General features: G+C 40.8%; 17 protein-coding genes and 2 pseudogenes. 10 read left to right on the forward strand and 9 right to left on the reverse strand.

The annotated features are described in order from the left end of the window. Window positions 1–273 precede the first annotated feature (273 nt). Window positions 274–1,899 carry a recombinase family protein gene (locus AAGA51_RS19395; protein WP_042490435.1) on the reverse strand — a complete coding sequence of 542 codons (1,626 nt, stop codon included), beginning with the start codon at window positions 1,897–1,899 and terminating at the stop codon, window positions 274–276. Between the two features lie 43 nt (window positions 1,900–1,942). On the opposite strand from AAGA51_RS19395, the pseudogene AAGA51_RS19400 reads away from it, so the two are divergent. Further along, window positions 1,943–3,532, forward strand: a pseudogene (locus AAGA51_RS19400) (FAD-dependent oxidoreductase); the annotation flags it as partial. 110 nt (window positions 3,533–3,642) lie between these two features. On the opposite strand, the gene AAGA51_RS19405 reads toward AAGA51_RS19400, so the two are convergent. The 3 genes and pseudogenes from AAGA51_RS19405 to AAGA51_RS19415 all read right to left on the reverse strand — a co-directional run. Then, window positions 3,643–4,971, reverse strand: a complete 1,329-nt coding sequence (locus AAGA51_RS19405) for a 6-phospho-alpha-glucosidase (protein WP_042485933.1) — start codon at window positions 4,969–4,971, stop codon at window positions 3,643–3,645. Window positions 4,972–5,037: 66 nt separating this feature from the next. Beyond that, window positions 5,038–5,601 carry a glucose PTS transporter subunit EIIB gene (locus AAGA51_RS19410; RefSeq protein ID WP_342291634.1) on the reverse strand — a complete coding sequence of 188 codons (564 nt, stop codon included), beginning with the start codon at window positions 5,599–5,601 and terminating at the stop codon, window positions 5,038–5,040. Between the two features lie 18 nt (window positions 5,602–5,619). After that, window positions 5,620–6,642 (reverse strand): annotated as a pseudogene (locus AAGA51_RS19415) (PTS transporter subunit EIIC); the annotation flags it as partial. Window positions 6,643–6,942: 300 nt separating this feature from the next. Between AAGA51_RS19415 and AAGA51_RS19420 the strand changes: the two are divergent. Continuing rightward, entirely contained in the window at window positions 6,943–7,653 is a 711-nt protein-coding gene (locus AAGA51_RS19420) for a GntR family transcriptional regulator (protein WP_042485930.1), read from the forward strand. Window positions 7,654–7,753: 100 nt separating this feature from the next. Here AAGA51_RS19420 and AAGA51_RS19425 read toward each other — a convergent pair whose 3' ends face one another. Then, on the reverse strand, window positions 7,754–7,918 hold the full coding sequence (locus AAGA51_RS19425; protein WP_156102039.1) for a hypothetical protein: 165 nt from the start codon (window positions 7,916–7,918) through the stop codon (window positions 7,754–7,756). A gap of 287 nt (window positions 7,919–8,205) precedes the next feature. On the opposite strand from AAGA51_RS19425, the gene AAGA51_RS19430 reads away from it, so the two are divergent. From AAGA51_RS19430 to AAGA51_RS19460, 7 genes are all read left to right on the forward strand, one after another. After that, entirely contained in the window at window positions 8,206–8,895 is a 690-nt protein-coding gene (locus AAGA51_RS19430) for a thermostable hemolysin (protein ID WP_052404601.1), read from the forward strand. After that, window positions 8,892–10,442 carry an AMP-binding protein gene (locus tag AAGA51_RS19435; protein ID WP_042485927.1) on the forward strand — a complete coding sequence of 517 codons (1,551 nt, stop codon included), beginning with the start codon at window positions 8,892–8,894 and terminating at the stop codon, window positions 10,440–10,442. The genes AAGA51_RS19430 and AAGA51_RS19435 overlap by 4 nt, the downstream gene beginning before the upstream one ends. Further along, a complete protein-coding gene (locus AAGA51_RS19440; protein WP_042485924.1) occupies window positions 10,439–11,341 on the forward strand; it encodes a TauD/TfdA family dioxygenase in 903 nt (300 codons plus the stop codon). Before AAGA51_RS19435 ends, AAGA51_RS19440 begins: the two co-directional genes overlap by 4 nt. Before the next feature lie 39 nt (window positions 11,342–11,380). Continuing rightward, the gene (locus AAGA51_RS19445; protein WP_042485922.1) at window positions 11,381–12,298 is read left to right on the forward strand and encodes a hypothetical protein; all 918 of its coding nucleotides are present in this window, start codon (window positions 11,381–11,383) and stop codon (window positions 12,296–12,298) included. 9 nt (window positions 12,299–12,307) lie between these two features. Beyond that, window positions 12,308–13,669 carry an MFS transporter gene (locus AAGA51_RS19450; protein WP_052404600.1) on the forward strand — a complete coding sequence of 454 codons (1,362 nt, stop codon included), beginning with the start codon at window positions 12,308–12,310 and terminating at the stop codon, window positions 13,667–13,669. 144 nt (window positions 13,670–13,813) lie between these two features. Then, window positions 13,814–14,290 carry a hypothetical protein gene (locus AAGA51_RS19455; RefSeq protein WP_174435419.1) on the forward strand — a complete coding sequence of 159 codons (477 nt, stop codon included), beginning with the start codon at window positions 13,814–13,816 and terminating at the stop codon, window positions 14,288–14,290. A gap of 118 nt (window positions 14,291–14,408) precedes the next feature. Further along, entirely contained in the window at window positions 14,409–15,128 is a 720-nt protein-coding gene (locus tag AAGA51_RS19460) for a helix-turn-helix domain-containing protein (protein ID WP_042485916.1), read from the forward strand. A gap of 316 nt (window positions 15,129–15,444) precedes the next feature. Here AAGA51_RS19460 and AAGA51_RS19465 read toward each other — a convergent pair whose 3' ends face one another. The 4 genes from AAGA51_RS19465 to AAGA51_RS19480 all read right to left on the reverse strand — a co-directional run bounded on the left by AAGA51_RS19465 (window position 15,445) and on the right by AAGA51_RS19480 (window position 19,357). Next, window positions 15,445–16,413, reverse strand: coding sequence for a calcium/sodium antiporter (locus tag AAGA51_RS19465; RefSeq protein ID WP_042485914.1), 969 nt, complete (start codon window positions 16,411–16,413; stop codon window positions 15,445–15,447). 384 nt (window positions 16,414–16,797) lie between these two features. Further along, entirely contained in the window at window positions 16,798–17,250 is a 453-nt protein-coding gene (locus AAGA51_RS19470; RefSeq protein ID WP_042485999.1) for a DUF2127 domain-containing protein, read from the reverse strand. Window positions 17,251–17,385: 135 nt separating this feature from the next. Beyond that, a complete protein-coding gene (locus tag AAGA51_RS19475; protein WP_042485911.1) occupies window positions 17,386–17,748 on the reverse strand; it encodes a hypothetical protein in 363 nt (120 codons plus the stop codon). Between the two features lie 235 nt (window positions 17,749–17,983). Next, a complete protein-coding gene (locus tag AAGA51_RS19480; protein ID WP_042485906.1) occupies window positions 17,984–19,357 on the reverse strand; it encodes an L-cystine transporter in 1,374 nt (457 codons plus the stop codon). 573 nt (window positions 19,358–19,930) lie between these two features. On the opposite strand from AAGA51_RS19480, the gene AAGA51_RS19485 reads away from it, so the two are divergent. Further along, window positions 19,931–20,926: a transporter gene (locus tag AAGA51_RS19485; protein WP_042485903.1), complete on the forward strand. Its 996-nt coding sequence runs from the start codon at window positions 19,931–19,933 to the stop codon at window positions 20,924–20,926. The last annotated feature ends 3 nt before the right edge of the window (window positions 20,927–20,929 follow it).

Consider the following 20,929-nt stretch of genomic DNA (forward strand, 5'->3'; position numbering starts at 1 on the left):
AGGGTATTTGACAATAGTATCTAAAAAATGCGGAATATTATCAGTGGGGCGAGCAGCGTGATGGTTGGCATTTGGTAAAGTTAAGAAGGGTCTTAGTGTAATCCAAGAACTAGTACCTGCGGGTTGTAGTCAAGTCAGGTACGTCACTGTAACAAGTTCACTCGATTACTGCCTCTTCCTAACTGGTTTTACTGATCCGAACCAACAGCTTTAGACACTACGTTAAGTGAGTTCAAAATACTTCTCTTCTGTCCCTAATAGATTTTAGAGTGGTCAGGATTTAGATATAGGTAAATACGGCCTTACATATTCATTGTTGTTCAACAGTTCAATGCCCTCAAATCTATATCCACTTGCTGTTTTTTCAACTATCTCCGATATATCTCGCTCATTTTCTTCATATCCACATTTGATATAAAAATTATTTAATGAACCAATAATTATCGTCATATGATCTTCACAAAAATCTATTGTTACTTTGTTATCTTTCAAAATTTGATTAAACAAAATTCTGTCTTTTTCAATCTCAAAGTCTAGATCTAGGCTTGATATCTTACTGCTAATACGAGATTTACTGTCTCTTATCTCGAACTCAATTTTTTCTTTTGCCTGCCACTGTTTGTCGTACTGTTCCCTCCAGCTTCTATCTTTAGGGTATTCAACTATAAGTTCTTGAATTTTTGTTAATTTCTTTAGCACTTGATTAAGCTTTTCTTCAAGATGAGCAGTATCAATTGCACGTTCTTCATCATACTTAAGTGCTCGTAGAACGTTATAAACTTTATTTTGTGCAAGATAGTAATTAATGTTTTTCGCAGTACATCTATTGGTCTTCCTTTTATTATTACACTTTAAATACTGGCCCGCCGACGGTGAAATCGCTTTTCTACTCGCATAAGCCATCGTATAACCGCATTTTTCAAGACCAGTGTGTCCTTCGCTGTTTTGTCTTCTAAGCAAGCAACCACATTTGCCAATATTTACAAACACGTTTCTAAATACATCACCGCTTCCACCCGTACTAGCATGAATTCTCTTCTGTGCCGCGTAGTAGATTTTTTCATCTACAATAGCCGGATAGTATTGCTCATCGTTTAGCAAACCGATTACATTCGGGTTTCTAATCAGCAAATTCACTGTAGACTCTGAGAGTTCACTATTCTGTGAAGACTTAACAAGCACACCTGAATCGTCATATTTATATCGCTGGATTTGTCTACTTTGAAAATGCTTTACAATTTTCTTAGCTCCAAAGTTATGCCTTAACTTTAAGTCAAAAATTGTTCTTACAATTTCTGCATTCTCTTCAATTACAGTGTACGACTTTAAGTCAGGCGTTCGAGCTAACCAAAAAGGTCCTTTAGCATTTGATTTCTTTCCAGTATTTTCCATTAATCTTCGACTAGCTTTGATCCTAGCACTCTTTAATGAGGACTCTTGATTCGCTAAATACATCCCGATTTCTAAAAGCATTCGTGCTGATACACCTTCGATACCTGCCATTTTTTCTTCAAAAACTAAGTTCCACTTAGTAATTGCTATTTTTACTCCTGCATCCAAAATAGTTTGAAATTTTTTGCGTACAAAATCTGTATCTGCTCGGCTAAACCTATCTATCAATTCGATGACAATTAAATCTCCTTTGGCAATCACCCCGTTTTTTATATCATCCATCAAAACTCCAAGCTGTCCCTTGTTAAAATTCGCAGCGGTATAAGCACTTTTACCTCGGTCTTCGTACACTTGCCCCCTGACGAATCCAGCTTGCCCCATCGCAATAAGTTGCTTATTGTACTGTTGAATCCAAAGCTCACTACCCTGTTCTTGTCTCTGTATACCATGCCCTTCAACGGCTTGAATCTCTTTGCTCACTCGATGATATAAATGATATCGATTCAATTTGGTGTTCCTTAATCTAGATCTATAAATGTAGCCTATCATACATTTATCTTTCGCCAACTGCGGATTGCCATATCACATCGGTGGAGACATCAAAGAACGCGGCAATCTTCTGCTTCAAACGCCAGAGAGTTTCTTAGCTCGCTTTAACGTTGATGTTCGCGTAATGAATGAAGTGCTCCGCATTAATCGCGCAGAAAAAACCATTACTGTGCGTAATCTTCTCGATCAAACTGAATACACAGAAAGCTATGATTTTCTGCTTCTAAGCCCAGGTGCGGGTCCGATTGTTCCGCCAATTCCGGGGTTAGACAACCCATTGACGCATTCACTGCGCAATATTCCAGATATGGATAAGATTATCCAAACGATTAATACCAACCAAGTTGACCACGCAACAGTTGTCGGTGGCGGTTTTATCGGCTTGGAAATGATGGAAGCGTTCCATCAGCTTGGTATTAAAACCACGTTGTTGGAAATGGCAGATCAGGTGATGACGCCTGTAGACCGCGAAATGGCTGGGTTTGCTCACGCAGAGATCCGCGCTAAGGGTATCGATTTACGTTTAGGCACGGCATTAAAAGCGGTTGAATTCAAACCAACAACTTCACTAGCGAGCATGGACTCAGGTCAGAAAGAACATCAGCACATTAATGGTGAACTTGAGTTGACGCTAAGCGATGGCGATACACTCACCACTGATATTCTGATCATGGCGATTGGTGTTCGTCCTGAAACCAAACTGGCGTCAGAAGCGGGTCTTCAAATTGGTGAGCTTGGTGGTATTTATACCAATGAGTATATGCAAACCAGCGACCCATCTATCTACGCTGTGGGTGATGCTATCGAAGAGAAAGACTTCGTGACGGGCAAACAAACTATGGTTCCTCTTGCAGGCCCTGCAAACCGTCAAGGTCGTATGGCAGCAGACAACATGCTTGGCCGAAGTGAAACTTACCAAGGTACTCAAGGTACTGCGATTTGTAAGATCTTCGATTTGGCAGTCGCTTCAACCGGTAAGAACGAGAAGCAGCTAAAACGTGAAGGCGTTGAGTACCAAAAAGTGTACGTACACACTGCCAGCCACGCGAGCTACTACCCAGGCGCTGAAGTGGTTTCGTTCAAAATGTTGTTCGATCCTAAATCAGGCAAAATCTTCGGTGCGCAAGCGGTGGGTAAAGATGGTATCGACAAACGTATCGACGTGATGGCTGTTGCTCAGCGTGCTGGTATGACAGTAGGGCAGCTACAGCACTTAGAGCTGACCTACGCGCCACCATATGGCAGTGCGAAAGACGTCATCAACCAAGCGGCATTCGTGGCAAACAACCTAATCAAAGGCGATTCAACTGCGATTCACTTTGATGAGATTGATAACCTTACAGAAGACCAATTGTTGCTGGACGTTCGCAACCCAGGTGAACTACAAAACGGTTATCTACCAGGTGCAGTTAACATTCCTGTTGACCAACTTCGTCAACGCATGAATGAGCTGCCAAAAGACAAAGAGATTGTGATCTACTGTCAGGTAGGTCTGCGCGGAAACATGGCGTATCGTCAGCTAGTAAACAACGGTTACAAAGCACGTAACCTACTTGGTGGTTACCGCACTTACCTGTTTGCGAAAGCGTAATACAGTCTGTTTCTGCTAAATATATTGACTCGTAAATACAGATTAATAAGCGGAAACATCAATGACAAAAAAGGAGTGCCTACATAGGCACTCCTTTTGTTTACGCTCATTTAGTGAAGTTCGGGCCAGTAAGCCTTATTTGCTTCAATAAGGTCATCCAATATTAGCTTAGCTACTGTTGCACTTGGCACTGTCTTAGATAATGTGATTGCCTGCCACAACTTCTGATACGATTGTTCAGTCCAGGCTTCCGCAACCAGTTTTTCTACGGATACTTGCTGACTCATCATACCAAACTGGAATTGAGGGATGCTTCCGACTCTCAACGGCTCTGGGCCATTGCTACCGACAAGACATGGAATTTCCACCATAGCAGTAGAATCAAAGTTTTCAATTGCACCCTTGTTTTCCACAATCAGTAGCATGCGCTCTTTGGTATTGAAAGCGATTGCTCTGGCCAAATCCACAATGTAGGAAGCGTGCTCATCCACCTCAAGCTCACAACCTTTGCTATTCCCCTGCTGAATGATCTTTCGACACTCACTGAAGACCAGCTTTTCACGGTTATCCATCACTTCATTTGCACGGGTGTAATCCGGATTTGAATGCTCCACCACATAATCAGGGAACAAATAATACTTCAGATAGGTATTTGGTAATGTCTCTGGATCCAATGCATAGACATCTTTAGCCTTAGCAAAAGTATCATTCCAACTGGCTTCTACGTGCTGCCCACCTTCCGCAGTCGGTGGCACATAACCATGCTTGCTGACGTAATCTTTGAGAGCCGGCATCATATCTTCACCGTTTTTATTGGTGATACTCTTCCACCAGCCAAAGTGGTTTAAACCGTAGTACATCACTTCTAATTCTTTACGGGATTCCATGCCCAGAATATTTGCCATACGGTTCTCGATACCTATTGGCATATCACAAATATTCAGAATTTTACTGTTCGGGCACAGTACTCGTGTTGCCTCTGCAACGATGGCAGCAGGGTTAGAGTAATTCAGCATCCAAGCGTTGGGTGAATATTTCTCCATATATTTCACCAACTCCAGAACACCTCCAATAGAGCGCATGCCATAAGCGATACCACCCGGACCACAGGTTTCCTGACCGACGACACCATATTTAAGTGGGATTTTTTCATCCAACTCGCGCATCGGATATTTGCCAACACGGATATGTGCCATGACAAAGTCTACATCTGTAAACGCCACTTCAGGCTCTGTGGTATAAGTGAATTCTATTTGTGGTGCTTTTTCTTTCAGTAAAACTTTACATGCTTCTGCGACAATTTCCTGTCTTGCGCCGTCATTATCATAGAACTTGAGGCTTCTAATAGGGAAACGGTCAAGATTATCCAATAACATTAATACAATGCCAGGGGTAAATGTGCTGCCACCACCGGCAACTAATACAGAATGCTTTTTCATATTGATCTCCATTAAAACATCAGTAGCTAAGTTTTTTAAATTTGTGACTTTAGTGATTAACTTTATTTAAGCTGTAACAGCGACAGGGCTTTCCATCAGTTTTTCCATACGATCCCGCACTTGAGAAACCGACAACCCAATAACGATCTGGATGGCGTCTTTATTCCGCACTACTGCGTGAGCACCTGACTGGCAAAATACCGAGTCAGTCATCAGCAGGCTTGGGTCTCTAACGCTGATACGTAAACGGGTCGCGCAGTTATTGATCTCTTCAATGTTGTCCATGCCACCCAGAGCTTCCAGTAACTGGAGAGCCTGAAGGTCACGCGGGTCGTCAGTACTTTCAACTCCGTTAGATTGGTCATTTCTTCGGTTGCGATATTCAGCTTTTGAAAACAGTTTGATCTCATCTTCCTTCGCATTCCGGCCTGGAGTTTTAATATCAAAGCGTAGAATCAGATACTTAAAGGTGAAGAAGTAAATGGCTGTGAAACCGCAACCAATCAACAATTGCGTTACCATCATCATTGAGTGATTCTCAAACATTGGTAACCAGTTCATCGCTGCGATTTCCAACACGCCACCGCCCATATTGCCAACCACACCGAACATGAACATCACTGCTGCCATCGTTGCAGCAAGCAAAGCGTGGATACCAAATAGGTATGGAGCGATAAACAAGAAAGTGAACTCAAGAGGTTCGGTGATACCCACCAAGACGGCAGTTAAAGCTGCTGGGATCAACAGACCTTGAACTTTGTGTTTGTTCTCCGGCGCAGCAGTAGCAATCATTGCGGCAGCAATACCGATGGCACCAAATATCTTTGAGTTACCATGCAGAGCAAAACCGCCTTGTGGAAATTGTTCGATAAGAGGTTGGGTGGATTGAGCGAACTCGCCAATATGCTGTAGCCAGTAGGCCTGAATGCCTCCTTCTACCGCTGCTGGTCCGAAAATGAAAGGGCCATAAATAAAGTGATGCAACCCGGTAGGGATTAGAATGCGTTCCAAAAAGGTATAAAGCCAAACGCCAAAAGCACCAGCATGGCTTAGGAACACTTGCAGGGAACCAATGCCAATTTGCACTTGCGGTCAAATCATGGCAGTCAGAAACGCCAACGGCAGCATAGCAATAAAGCCGATCATAGTGACAAATGCAGCCCCCTGAAAGATCCCTAGATAATCAGGCAGTTGCTTGTCAAAGAAGCGGTTGTGGATATAAGTTACAACGCCAGCTATGAAAATAGAGCCAATAATGCTGGTATCAAGAGTTTTCACGCCAGCAATCATGGTCAAACCGCTAAGCCCACCGATCGGTTGGCTAAAGTCCACACCAAAATCTGCACCCCAAGTAGTTAGAATTGCAGCGATGTAGTAGTTAAATGTCATATAAGACACTATGACAGCCATACAGGCTCGTGCTTGTGCCTTTTTAGCCAAACCAATTGGCAGACCAATGGCAAACAGGATTGGCATATTGCGAAACACTGTCCAGGCTCCTTCCTGAACAATCATCCACAGTTTGAACCAAATAGTATCTGGATTCGCTAGTGAACCCATCAGGCTTGGATTGGTAAACAGGATTGATATACCCGCCACTATCCCCGCAAATGGGAACAAAAGCACGGGAGTAAACATTGCACCCCCGAATCTTTGCAGTGCTTTTAACATATCTATATCTCTATCTATCTTTGTTTTTGTTTCACTCAATTTTTAAGATTCAAATTGATCCGATTTGCCAGCCAGCAGGGAAACAGTAGGCAATTTAGTTTTGCCAAAACATCGCGGGGAATATGCTTCGTGAACCTCATCACTTTTATATCTCTGAACATTTTGTATACATACAGTGAAGAAATTAGACAACTTACATAAAAGCAATAAATGAATAAAAATAACTCATTGAATTAAAAATAAATTCAAGAGAAAAACGGACAAAAATTAATAGATACCATCAAAAAAATAGGTATAAAAGTGATCTACATTTTTCTTGCTAATCAGATTAGAAACCGAATTAATTCAGAGGAATTTCAACTCAACCAACCGCTTCCTAGTGAAAAGAAACTCGCTGAAGAATATGGAGTAGCCAGGATGACCGTCAGAAGAGCAATTGATACGCTCGTTGATGAGGGGATGTTGGAAAGAAAACATGGCAGCGGCTGTTACATCATAGACAAGGATGTGACTTTCGAGAATAAAGGGTTGAATAGCCTTACCGAACAAATTACAAAAACAACAAAAAAACTAACCAGTAAAGTCATCAGTTTTTCAGTTATTCCTTGCCCTTCCAGTGTCGCTCGCAGACTCAAAATTAATCCCGGAGAATCTATCTATTACATAATCAGAATCCGTTATGTCGATAAACACCCCGTGCATTATGAAGAATCATTTTTACCCGTAAAGCTATACCCGACATTGTCCGTTTCTCATATGGAAAACTCTAAGTTTCAATATATCGAAGAAGAGATGGGGCTAGTCATAGAAGGCAACTATTTCACCTTTACGCCATATCAAGTACCAGAGGCGATCGCCACCCATATGGAAATTGCTCCCGGAACATTAGCAATGCAAGTGACTTCTATTAGTCAATCTCGAAATGGAAAAGTACTGGATTATTCTATTACCACTGAGAATACTCACTACCATCAGACCACCTACTACTTCAGAAGACACAGAGCATCATGATTGATTCAGCTTAATGAGCTATTTCACATGAGTTCAAGATACACAGGGCTTTGTTACGTAATTCATACGAGAAACCAAACCGCCTAAAGTTGAGCGAGTTTTATACAATATACTGAGTTTCAGGCATACCTAGCCCCGTGAGCTTGTTCAATGCTTTGATCATCGCATAAGTCTCGCCAACCTGAGTAAAGGTCAGTGAACCACGATTTATTAAGGCTTTATTGTACTGCTTCCAGTTGGTTGTTTTATAACGAGGTTTAGGCATTAGGCTACGACGATTAATGGATGTAGCCGATCAGATCGTTGCTTCTTGATTTAGCTCCATTGATTTAAGTAACAAAGCCCTATCAACCCCTACCTCCTTAGAACCACATGATAAGTCCTTTGTGAATGTCCTGATCGACAAAAAAGCCTTTCCTTTACGGATTATTCACTTTCTGACTAACCATGTCTCATTTGTTCATTTAAATGTCCGTTTTTACCGTTAATAATTTTTTTTGAATATTGAAGAATATGAAAAACGAAAGTTTTAAATAAAACGGAGATTGGCTAATGAGGAATTATATCTACATAGAACCCTCAACGGACTCTAGTAATAATGTTGCTGTGGAAGTAAATATTAGAACTAAGCAGGGGGAAAACACAGAATTACTATCCTATATATCTAGAATATATTCGGAAACCTATAACGCAAATGTGTCTCCATCACCTGACCTTCTCGTGTATACGACAACGAGAAATCCCAATGAAATCTTGGCCTGTGCAGGCGTGACTATGGGAAAAGATGACAAGGCCTTGTTCTCTGAAAGATACCTAAAAGGAAAATCACTGCACGATATATTAATGACTAGGCATGAAAATATAAGACGTTCTGAAATAGTTGAAATCGGAGCTCTTGCATCTGACTGTCCTAAATACGCATCTCTAATAATCAAAATATTACCACTACTTTCATGGTCTTTGGGGTTCAGAGTTATTCTTTGCACAGCGACAAAGCAGCTGAGAACCTTATTAAAATATTACAAGATTCCATTTGAATACATTTGTGAATCAACCCCAGACGTACTTACTGATTCAGAACGTGAAAGCTGGGGTAGTTATTATGAAAACTCACCACAGTTAGTGTTTATATCTCTGGATAGCTGCGGTCATTTATTTAATCGATATTGCGGAAAACTTATTCCAGTTGAAATCGAAAAAATGAACAAACCTGACATTGCACATGAAGAATATGCACAATGAGTATAATTAAAAAAATCATAAATAATGTAAATCACCACCCTAATTCACCGGCAATTATTACACTAAGTGAATTAGGTGAAGAAGAGTCTGTACTCTCTTACAGTGACCTACTTACCTGTTCAATGAATGTAGTTCATAGAGCACTGAAACACATTGGTTCCGGTGAGCATGTTGGAATTGTTATGGGTAACTCCCCTTCTTGGGTAATTGCTGATATTGCTCTGATGTATGAAAACATCATAGAAGTCCCAGTTCCTTTATCTTTCTCAGCTGAACAAGCTTCTAATCTCTTAAGTAAATGTCAATTATTACTCGTAGATCAGACTGGTTTACAGACTCTCAGGAATTGGGAAACAACGTACTTCACGTTTCCTAGTGCAATCTTTGACGTCAACCCAAGTGAATTGTTCTCTCCGAGATACGAGTCCTTTTATTACCCGGAAAATGATGACGATAAGATTATCAAAATCATACATACATCAGGCACAACATCTCACCCAAAAGGTGTTTGCATCCGTAGTTATGGCCTCGATCATTTAGTCGAATCTCTTGAAGAGAGAACATACTCTGATGATTATTCGCGATATTTAAATCTCGTGCCGTTAAGTTTATTAATTGAACAGGTAACGGCTATCTATATGCCTCTAACTACAGGTGGCTCCATTATTCAGCCTCCAGCATCATTACCACCATTAGGGGATCCATCCGTAACCGCTAATCAAAGGTTAGATTTAATTGAAAAATCGAAACCAACGGCTCTTACTCTTTCACCGGCTTTAGTTGAAGCAATTGCGGATAAAGCCGAATCTACAGCCAATTTTGAAAGCCGGTTGCTTTCGATTTTCGGTCGAAAAGATCAGCCTCTAATTGCAGCTGGTGGCGCACCTGTATCCGTTGATGTACTAAATAGACTTCATTCACTCGGCATTAATGTTTATCAAGGCTATGGCTTAAGTGAAAATTCGTCGGTCGTAAGTTGGAACTATCGCGATGGAAATAAAATAGGGACAGTCGGAGAACCCCTTTCCCATGTTCAGGTAAAACTGGCCGAAGATGGCGAACTCTGTATTAAAAGTAGTTCCTTATTTTCTGGCTACTCCAACACCAGTGACCCAAGTTGTTGCGGTTTAGACTCAGATGGATGGCTTCATACTGGTGATATAGCCACTATCGATGATGATGGTTACATCAGTATCGTAGGTAGAAAAAAATCGATGATTATCATGTCGAACGGCAGAAACGTATCACCTGAATGGCTTGAGTCAAGCTACCGAACTTTACCATATATAACTGATGTCATCGTTTTTGGTGACAACAAGGAGTTTCTCCAAGGCATCTTTATTTACGAAGGTACCTCTGACCTTGGCAATCTCGAATGGCTAATTAGTCAGTTTGCTGAAAAAAACCTTAACCAAATTGAGCACATTAGAACTCCTATTTTTATAAAGCGTAATGAAGCAGTAATGGCTGAATTATTTACAGTAACAGGCCGACCTCGTAGAGAACATGTTACCAAATTCATTGAAAATGCAGGATTTACAATATGAACATTAGCAGTACCAATCACTCACCAGAATCAGGTTTGGTTATACAAGCAAATTCAGAAACACCTCTGACAGAAATTGATCCTGGATATATCTTAGAAATGCTTGCGGATAAAGGATATGTCCTTTTTCGAGGTTTCCCAAACAGCATCGAGATATTCACCGACCTGGTGAAATCTCTAAGTTCATCTTTAAGCTTGGATCCGGCACGGAGTTTTGATGGTGATGCAGCGCAAAAGGTTGATGCAGGTACTGACAAGGTAGGATTGCATTGTGAAAATGGCAATAGCCCATTCTGGCCTGATTTATGTTGGTTCTATTGCAATGTTGCTCCCCAACGGGGATCACAAACAACTGTATGTGATGGGCAGGCTGTTTATAAGCAAATGGATGATGAACTAAAAGCCGCTTTTCAACAAGAAATCAAATATTCACGTAAAGTTGATAAAACCAAATGGCAACGTTATGCCCTACATGCCAGTTTAGCCAGAGGTAAACAGGTTGAATCTATTGATGATATAACCATTGATGACTTAAAAGAGCTGGTAAATGACCCAAATTCATCTGAAATACATTTACTCGATGATGGGTCAATTGAATACATTTTCAAAACTAACCCCGTCAGAAGTAGCGCCGTAAATAAAGCATTAACCAATAATTTTGCTAACAGCATTTTTGGGCCATCTAATCACTACGCTTCACCAGTAATCACTTACAGCAATGGCAACTCTATCCCTAGTGAACAATTGGATCGTATGGAAAGTCTTTGTGAAAGGCTTACATGTAACATCGACTGGGAGCAAGGGGACATACTCCTAATAGACAACACTCGCGTAATGCATGGACGTCGAAAGATCGAAGACACTGAACGACTTATTTTCAATGCACTTTCCTACATCTAATCAAATAAATAGTCAGACCTAAATACAGGAAATATACAAATGAATTCAGAACAACTATCAGCTCAAATTTTTGATGTTAACAAATACTCCCATATTAATTATCTGCACCCCAATCGGATGGAGTGGGAAAAAGCCCGTTCAGATAAAGAGCTAGATTTTCTTTCTAAGAGTCTTGTTGGACAAGATGGACAACAAGATAAAGCGGTTGCTTACTTACATAAAGAATTAGCTCAATTAGCTGAAATTGAAATGCATGTAGCCTCCGTAATGAGCCGTGTTTTATGTGAATTACAACAAGAGAATACTCACCTTATTTCTAATACCGGGCTATTCCATTCTGTCTCATGTTTTGCGTCAGAAGAGGTGCAACATTCAAATAGCTTTTATCAATATGTAAGGCACCTATCAGGTAAAGATATAAAGCTGAAACAAAACTATGCAAAAGATAGGTTAGCGCTTTATGAAGGCAATGAGAATCCGCTGGTAAAACTCGCAGTACTATGTTCAACAGCTTACGTAGGTGAATCTATAATCACAGTGTTTGAGCGTAGAATGAAAGTGCTCGACCCAATGCACAAAATGTTTCTCACTCAATTACTGCACTTTCATGGCCTAGATGAAGCACGACATATTGAATTTGACCATTTTGTTTTTGAGCACATAATTCCTTCTCTTACTTCAAGTGAACGTAAGCGAATGCATGAAATGATCAACTGCCAAGAAGAGCTAAACACACAACTAGCTCTAACAACCCAAGAAGTTATCAAATCAGAGTTTGACCTCGATTACACCGAGAATAACCTCGCTGCAAAAACCCAGTTAGACATGACGCTCCGATTTAGAGAAATCATTCAGTCTGGTGAATTCATCAAGAATATTGATGAACATATTGATGATGATACTGCGGATATCGTTAATGGATTTTCCCATTCGAAGAAAATTCACATATTCGGTTAAGGAGGCTTTATGCAGTCTGAAATGAGTCAGGAAGTACACTGTAACACCAATAAAAGTTCGGTTGCCACATTTGCAATTGTCCTATCACTATTTATGGCCGCAGTTGATGGAACAATTGTAAGTACTGTTTTACCAGAAATTACAAATTCATTAGGCCAACCATCTCTATACCCTTGGGTTATGTCGGGTTTTCTGTTACCAGTTGCACTAATTGCCCCGTTCGTTGGGGCAGTCGGTGACAGAGTAGGAATAAAACCAACACTTACCGTTAGTATCATGGTGTTTATGATTGCGTCTGTACTTGCGGCGAATGCATCAACGATGCAAATGTTAATTCTGGCCCGCGTTTTACAAGGTATTGGTGCCGGCTCAATTATAGTCTTGTGTTATGCCCTACTCGCCGCCGTATTTCCAGTTAACGAACGGGCAAAAATGCAAGGTATGTTAAGTGGTGTATGGGGAATATCAGCCATTCTCGGTCCGATTCTTGGTGGTTCTCTTTCATCAATGTTTGGTTGGGAGTCGATATTTCTTATAAATATACCTATTGGCTTAATTGCTCTGGCAATGTTACTTAAAGTTAAGTCTTTGGACATTGGTAAGAATCAAAGCAAACTAAAAATTGATTTCTTAGCTCAAATAGCATTTGTAATCATAAGCTTAGCGGTAATGCTGTTGGTTAGTACAAATCATATAGAATGGCTTAACAACTACATACTTGCATTTATGGCTCTTGGTGCGTTTATTTTACTCACTGCTAGGGTTTTAATAGATTCAAACGCGAGTCCTATACCAACAGTGTTTTTCAAGCGTATGTCTTTAATAGCGACCGTTGTATTGATATTGGTATCGAGTGCGACTCTTTATTCAGCTGTCACAATAATACCAGTAACCCTTTCCGAACTCGGGCAAACAACCATGTCATTAAGTGTGTTAATCACTATGGCTGCTTTGGGTTGGGTGTTTGGGGCGGCAATTTGCGGTAGTAAACTTGCTAAATTCGGATTTAGAAATCTCTCGTTTATTGGGACTGTACTCCTATTTATGGGTACGCTTGGAATTGTCTCCGCGATTAACACTACTTTTGTACCCCTAATCGCAGCATGCCTTGCATTGATAGGTCTTGGAATGGGATTTGTTTCCACCACTACACTAGTTTATGTGCAGAATTCTGCACCCAAAGAACAATTAGGCAGCTGGACGTCAACTGTACAGTTCTTGCGTAATTTAGGCTCAGCTATTGGTATTAGCCTATTCACTACGATTCAACTTAGTCAGGATAATGGATACCAGTTAAGTTTTTACATTCTTGCGGGAGTGATCTTCGTTGGGACTCTATTCTCTTTTGTACTGCCAAAGTCGTATCAATAATCCTTTTGGTCAATCAAGCTTCTAGTTAACAAATTATATTTCAACATGTCTGTTTTGTTCTGATTTTGGTCAGTTCAGAACATTTAAGACATGTTGAACCAATGATAATTTATTCAGCAACACGATTGAAAAGGAAATTGGATAATGAATTATGACCTAATCAAAATACTACATGCACTAGGAGCTGTAGGCGCTACAGGATCTCTGTTATTAGCTCCCTGGATGTCATACAAACTAAGGGATGCTAAATCAACCAATAAGACACTGTTATTAAAAGGGCTAGAGTTTACAGACCGATACTATAACATTGCAGGCTGGATTGTGATGTTAAGTGGTATTGTTATGTTCTATCTGCAAGATTGGCACCGCATCTTTCAAACCTGGTTCGTTCTAAGTGTGGCTTTGTTCATCATTGATTCGATTGCGGAAAAAATATGGCGCGATCCTGCAACCGAGATATTAACGAATATTGACCCTGTTGATGAACTCTGGTTTCAAGAGTCGAGACGACTACACAAAGCGGTTTTAGCTCAAATGATATGTACTGCACTTATCTTTGTAACAATGTTATTACACAGCCAATTGTCTCTAAATCTGTTGGAAATACAGTTGTTCTTGTAAAGATTAATTGTAAGTACCTTATAACGATTATTTTGGTAATGTTGCCCTATCAACATGTTAAGGTATAAACAAAGTATTACCACTCGTAATAGCTCAAAAAACAGGGAAACAGTTCATTATGCTTTTTACCGTCGAACGGCATATTAACAAAGTAATGATTGAGCCTGTTCACAAACACGATACTGGCCAGTTAATTTATATGAAGCAAGGCTTTTGCGTCGGTCAGGCAGAACATAACCAATGGCTAATTCAAAAAGGTATGTTGGTCTGGATCCCGCCTAACGTATCGCATCATGCAGAGTGTAAATACGATGCAAATCTTATCGCTATGTATTTACCACCTGAAATAGCCGAAACCTGGCCAGATAAAATTATGCTTATTGATGCAAGTAAGTTAGCCATTGGCATTATCGATAAGTTTACTAATGATGAGGTTGAACCAATCAAAGCCACCAGCTTGTTAGATTTTTTACTTGAGGAATTGATAGAGAGTAAACCCAGTAACAACATATTGCCGTTACCGACAGACAGGCGACTGGTACAGATAACTCAAAGTACTATAAGAAATCCATCTATAAAAATAAGCCTTAATGAATGGGCACAAAAAGTAGGTGCATGTGAACGCACGCTATCAAGACTTTTTATAAAGGAAACAGGGTTATCCTATAAGTGTTGGATTAATAGACTCAAGCATAATAAAGCGTTAACAGGTTTAAGAGATGGTTTAACGAATGAAGAATTGTCCCTAAAACTTGGTTTTGCCTCTGGTGATTCATTCAGCCACTGGTTTCAAAAGGAATTTAATTGTTCACCGAGAAACATGAGAAAAGGTCTGTGACTGTAACTAATGAATGGCCGCTAGGTAAGAAGATTTGGAAAAGCCTCTTTTGGCGTGAAGGCAAAAAAAAGAGCCATGTATTAAATATGACTCTTGTAATAATCTTTGTGCATTAATGCTAATTTAGTTTACTGACTTTCCTACTTGGTTACTTTTTGCATTTGCATCGGCTTTGTAGCTTAAATCAATCGAACTAAATCAAGAAGCACCGACCTGATCGGCTACATCCATTAATCGTCGTAGCCTAATGCCTAAACCTCTTTATAAAACAACCAACTGGAAGCAGTACAACAAAGCCTATTTAAATGAATCCGGCTCATAGCGCGTCATAGATAAGATAAGCGTTGTAAGTGACATAACACAGCAGAAGTATCACGCCTTCCCCGCGAGTAATGGTTTTGTTTTTTCCCCAGAACAACGCGGTGAACAACAAGATAAGAGTGGCAATCAGCATTGATGTCCAGTCGCGCCAAAATACTTCTGCGCCAATGTTACTTATGGGTTCAATCGTTCCTGCAATACCAATCACAGCCAAGGAGTTAAACATATTTGAACCAACAACATTACCTACCGCTATGTCGTGTTCACCTTTTCGTGCCGCTGCGATTGACGCCGCTAATTCAGGCAGAGAAGTACCTAAAGCAACGATCGTTAGACCGATGAGTAAATCACTTACACCTAATTGTGTCGCGATTTCAACCGCCCCCCAAACCAATACTCTTGAGCTGGCAATCAGCAATAGTAGTCCAAGCACTAGCCAGAAAATCGCGCGCTTTAATGGCATGTTTTGCTGAGAAATTTCTTCACTAAACTCTTTGTCTAGAGAATCATTTTTACCCTTGATAACCTGCCAAATTGACCAACAAATCAGGAACAGGAAACCACCGAGTAATAGCCAGGCTTCGATTGTGCTGATGTCGTGGTTCCAAAGCATTAAGCCAACAACAAGAGTAATGATCAAAAGAATCGGCAACTCTTTACGAATGATATTCGAGTGAACAGCAATGGGTGCGATGATGGCTGTCATACCAAGAATCAAAGTGATGTTAACGATGTTAGAACCCAGCGCATTACCTAATGCTAGCGGCGAGTTACCGTCCATCGCAGCCATCATGGATACCACCATTTCTGGCGCAGATGTACCAAATCCAACCACCAGCATACCTACAAGCAAAGGTGGCATACCGGCATGATTTGCACTCGCAGCTGCGCCGTCAACAAATCTGTCTGCACTCCAAACAAGTAATGCAAAACCAACAACAATAGCAAGCATGGCTAGCAACATAGTTGATCTCCTGAAAGAGAATGGATTTTACATGCAGGAAAGTTAGAGCTGAGAAGCGGTTCAACCATAAAAATGGATAAACACGTATAAAAGAAAATAGCTGTCATCTTAAGAAAATACCCTTTCACAAATGGGGGCGGCTAACGATTAAGCAATAGTAAAGATCCGACCCGAACCTTTATATTGCTTAAGTCTTGCCAGAACCAGATAGGACGTGAATACCACAAGCGCAAAGCTTGGAGACTGTTGACATTCACTCTTCTAAATTAGAAGAAGGCTACTCCCTTAAACAGGGGTGGATTGTACCGGATGAATATGACACGCTTCAAACATTTATTTTTGAAATAAATGCGAAAGAGACAGATAAGTATCGGCTCAAACTTCCTAGGATGTAACCCTCCTCTCTTTTCGTTTGCTCAACAGAATACGCGCCATGTACCAGACGACTGCGACGTTCACCAAAAAAATACCAACGCCGATAGCACTAATATGGGTATACATTTCATAAATTTCGAAAGGTAAGTAAACACCACCGCTTATCAGGGCAAACCACTCAATCCAAACAAAACCTCGCCAAAGCCCATACGCCTCCATAAAACGGATCATCGCAGATAGAATCACTATTTTACCTTCGGGCAATGTGCTCATATCGTGGATAAATAAGCTAGGTATACGACCAGCAGGATTCAAATGAGCATGGCTGACGATGGTTTCTGCCACTCGCTGAAGATTCTGCCCAGCCAAAACGTGCAGCCCAAAGGCAACGATAAGAGAAAGAAGACCTTTAAAAGCTTCTAAAGCGGCAATGGCTTTTAAACCTTTATGAGAAGATGTCATACCCACCTCAGGGAACTCAAGATACAATAGCAATCAGACGACAGCCTTCAATATTAGTTCCTATGATCTTTGGTTACCTTCTGTCACTTTTCCACTTTACAGTCCGAGTTGGGACTATTTAAATCATCTCTGCAATCAACCAAACTTAAGATAAATGCCTTCAGCTCTAAGCTGTGCTTTGATGTCCAACATCTGAATATGTAGAAGTACCTGCTGAAAAAAGCTCAACATTGCCGATGCGAACATCATCCCCGCTAAATATCCCGCGAGAATATAGTCAGATGGATGGAGCATCATGTTAAAAGAAACACAGAATAAGATAAAACATCCGACCCATATCACTTTTTCACAACCGCTATACAGATAAGTATTGGTCGCAGGATCGTATCTGATTTTTACGCTACCAATCCCGTAGCTAAACTTCGCAGTCAAACTGTACGTGCTGCGCGCATATTCAAGACCATTCATTTCCATCACGCTTTCGACTTTCTCTAGCATTTAAATCGCTCCTTTTTCATCTTCGATTCTGATCATTAGTGGCGAGACCGAATAATAAGCAACTTAATGCATTTGTGTTTCGAGTGATATCACATGGAAGGTATGGCTTATAAAGCAGACTATTCCGAAGTTCTATTCACCCTTTACTAGTAAATAGAATGTGTGGTGGATACTTGAGGCAAAAATAAAGGCAGGTTTCATACCTGCCTTTATCGAATTCATAGAACTGATTCGCTTACGCTTTCTGAGTTTGCAGCTCTTCGTCTGAAACTGTTTCACCCAAAATTCGGCTAGTGATCGTTCCTGCTGTCATTGCACCAGAAACGTTTAGCGCCGTACGTGCCATATCGATTAGTGGTTCAATCGAGATAAGTAACGCTGCAATAGTTACAGGCAAGCCCATTGCTGGTAGAACAATCAATGCCGCAAATGTCGCGCCACCACCCACACCAGCAATACCAAATGAGCTAATCGTGATCATCGCAACCAGAGAAACAATGAAATGAATGCTTAGTGGGTCAATACCGACACTAGGCGCAACCATTACAGCCAGCATTGCTGGGTAGATACCCGCACAACCGTTCTGACCGATTGTTGCACCGAATGAAGCTGATAGGTTTGCAATCGCTGGCGGTACACGTAATTTCTCGATTTGCGCTTCTACGTTTAGCGGAATCGTTGCCGCAGAGCTACGAGAAGTAAATGCAAACGTCAGTACAGGCAGAATTTTCGTGAAGTATTCTTTCGGGCTTACACCAACAAACGAAACCAACACACCGTGCACCACAAACATCAAAGCGATAGCTACATAAGAAGCCACGATGAAGCTTAGTAGATTCAGAATGTCTGACGCACTAGAAGTCGCAACCACTTTCGCCATCAAAGCAGCAACACCGTATGGAGTTAGAGCCATGATCATTTTCACAAGGCGCATTACTACAAACTGAGCGTTCTCGACAAAGCTACGGATAGACGAAGCTGACTCTTCTTTTTCAATCATCACTTTGCGTGCAGCAATACCTGTAAGAACACCGAAAATAACCACGGCAATGATCGATGTTGAACGTGCACCAGTTAAGTCAGCAAACGGGTTTGTTGGAATAAAGCTGATGAGCATTTGAGGAATAGTCAAATCGCTTACGCTAGCAGAACGGCTTTCTAACACTGCAATACGCGCAGTTTCACGCGCACCTTCTGTTAAACCTTCCGCACTCAGACCGAATACATGAGCAATACCAATACCGATAATCGCAGAGATTGCAGTAGTGAAAAGAAGCACACCGATGGTTAATCCAGAAATTTTGCCCAGTGAGCCGCCTTTCTCCAGTTTTACAACCGCAGAAATCATTGAAACAAGCACTAGCGGCATAATGACCATTTTCAGTAAACCGACATAGCCACTGCCGACCACTTTTACCCAGTCAAGAGTCTGGCTAACTACTGGGTTACCTTCACCAAAAATGAGTTGCAGACCAAGGCCAAACAAGCTGCCTGACACTAAGCCTAAAAGAACTAGACGTGAAAGTGAGTGTTTTTTCTGCTGCTGTTTAAACAACAAGAAGAGAATACCGGTAAATACTGCTAAAGCAGCGATAACCGCAACTGACATACTGCATTCCTCAGACGTTGGAAAATGGGTTTTAGATATAATTCTAATAAAGGAGTGTAAAGTAGTTGTTTATCCTGCATTTATCCAATGCACATTTGTTCTTGGATATGCAAAATTGTTCTTAATTGTTCATAACTAACAACAAACCGTCAGCAGAATCGCTGATTAACGAATCCGTTCAACCTTACTCATAGGTCAAAAAATAAAAGTCATTCATCGTAGAATCGATTAATTAGAAGAAAGCGGCACTCACGAGGCAAAGTTAAAAGGTTAAAGCGATATCGAGAAGCTCGGTTATCAGGTCAACTCTCCTAATCAAAAATAGGAGAGATAAATTTAATTTCAGATATTTTAACAATTAGTATTATGAAAGTAGGACACATAAAAACATCCATAAACTTTACTATTATATTTACAACTTCATTTAAATTTTACACACAACATCCCACTTACAAAGCAACAAAACTTATAATTCCAACAAGCAATAAAGAACCATATTCCAGCAACCATTAAAAAGATTTTTCTCGACTATTTACCTAAGTTAAATAGAACCTAACTAAATAGAAAAATTACATGCTAATAAAATATAAATCGGTTGCCTTTATTCCAGTCATATTGAGTCTATTCCAACCCGTATTGGCTGAGGATAAGGACGAGGCGAAACGACCACAATCCGTCAGTGACATAATTGAAAGACCAGGGGTTTTAACACCGAAAGGGAAATTCGCTGTCGATACTTCGATAAGTTACACGCAAAACTCATCGAATAAAGTTTCCGTCGTTGGTTACACGATTTTACCAACCCTTCTTGTGGGTCGAATAGAGGTTTCCGACTCTGATCGAACAACTATTACCACGGGGCTGACAATGCGTTACGGATTAACCCGAAGTACTGAGTTGGAGCTCCGTTTGCCCTATGTTTACCGCAACGATCAAGTCTCTACCCGGCCAATTCAAGATGGAGCAGAAGCGAATACCATCAATACCACTTTAGACGGTGGAGGGCTTGGGGATATTGAGTTTGCGCTTCGACAGCAACTCAACTTTAACACCACCCCATATTGGGTGGCGGGTTTCATTGTGAAATCGGATACTGGTAAGTCTCCCTACGATGTTGAGGTAGATTCCAGTACTAATACGTTTTTAGATGTCCCTACCGGATCCGGTTTTTGGAGCGTAGAGCCTTCAATTTCGATGATCTTCCCTTCCGATCCTGCCGTCATCTATGCGAGTCTTAGCTACATCTACAACTTTAAAGACGATGTGGAAATCAGTAATCAGCAGGTCGAAGTTGATTTAGGAGACACCATTTCACTCAGTGGTGGTTTTGGTTTTGCTATTAACCCTGACTTTTCTTTTTCCGTTGGGCTTAGCCATAAAACCATACTTAAAAGCAAAGTTAACGGCGTGGAGAATGATGATGCGAAGTTGCTCCAACTGGACTCTCTTAACTTTGGGATCAACTATGCGATTAGTAAGAAAACATCTCTTGGGATTAGTGCTCAAGCGGGATTAACTGAAGATACGCCAGACTTTCAGCTTTCAGTAAGAGTACCCGTAACGTTTTAAAAT

Origin of the sequence: Vibrio diazotrophicus (assembly GCF_038452265.1) — a bacterium.
GTDB lineage: Bacteria > Pseudomonadota > Gammaproteobacteria > Enterobacterales > Vibrionaceae > Vibrio > Vibrio diazotrophicus.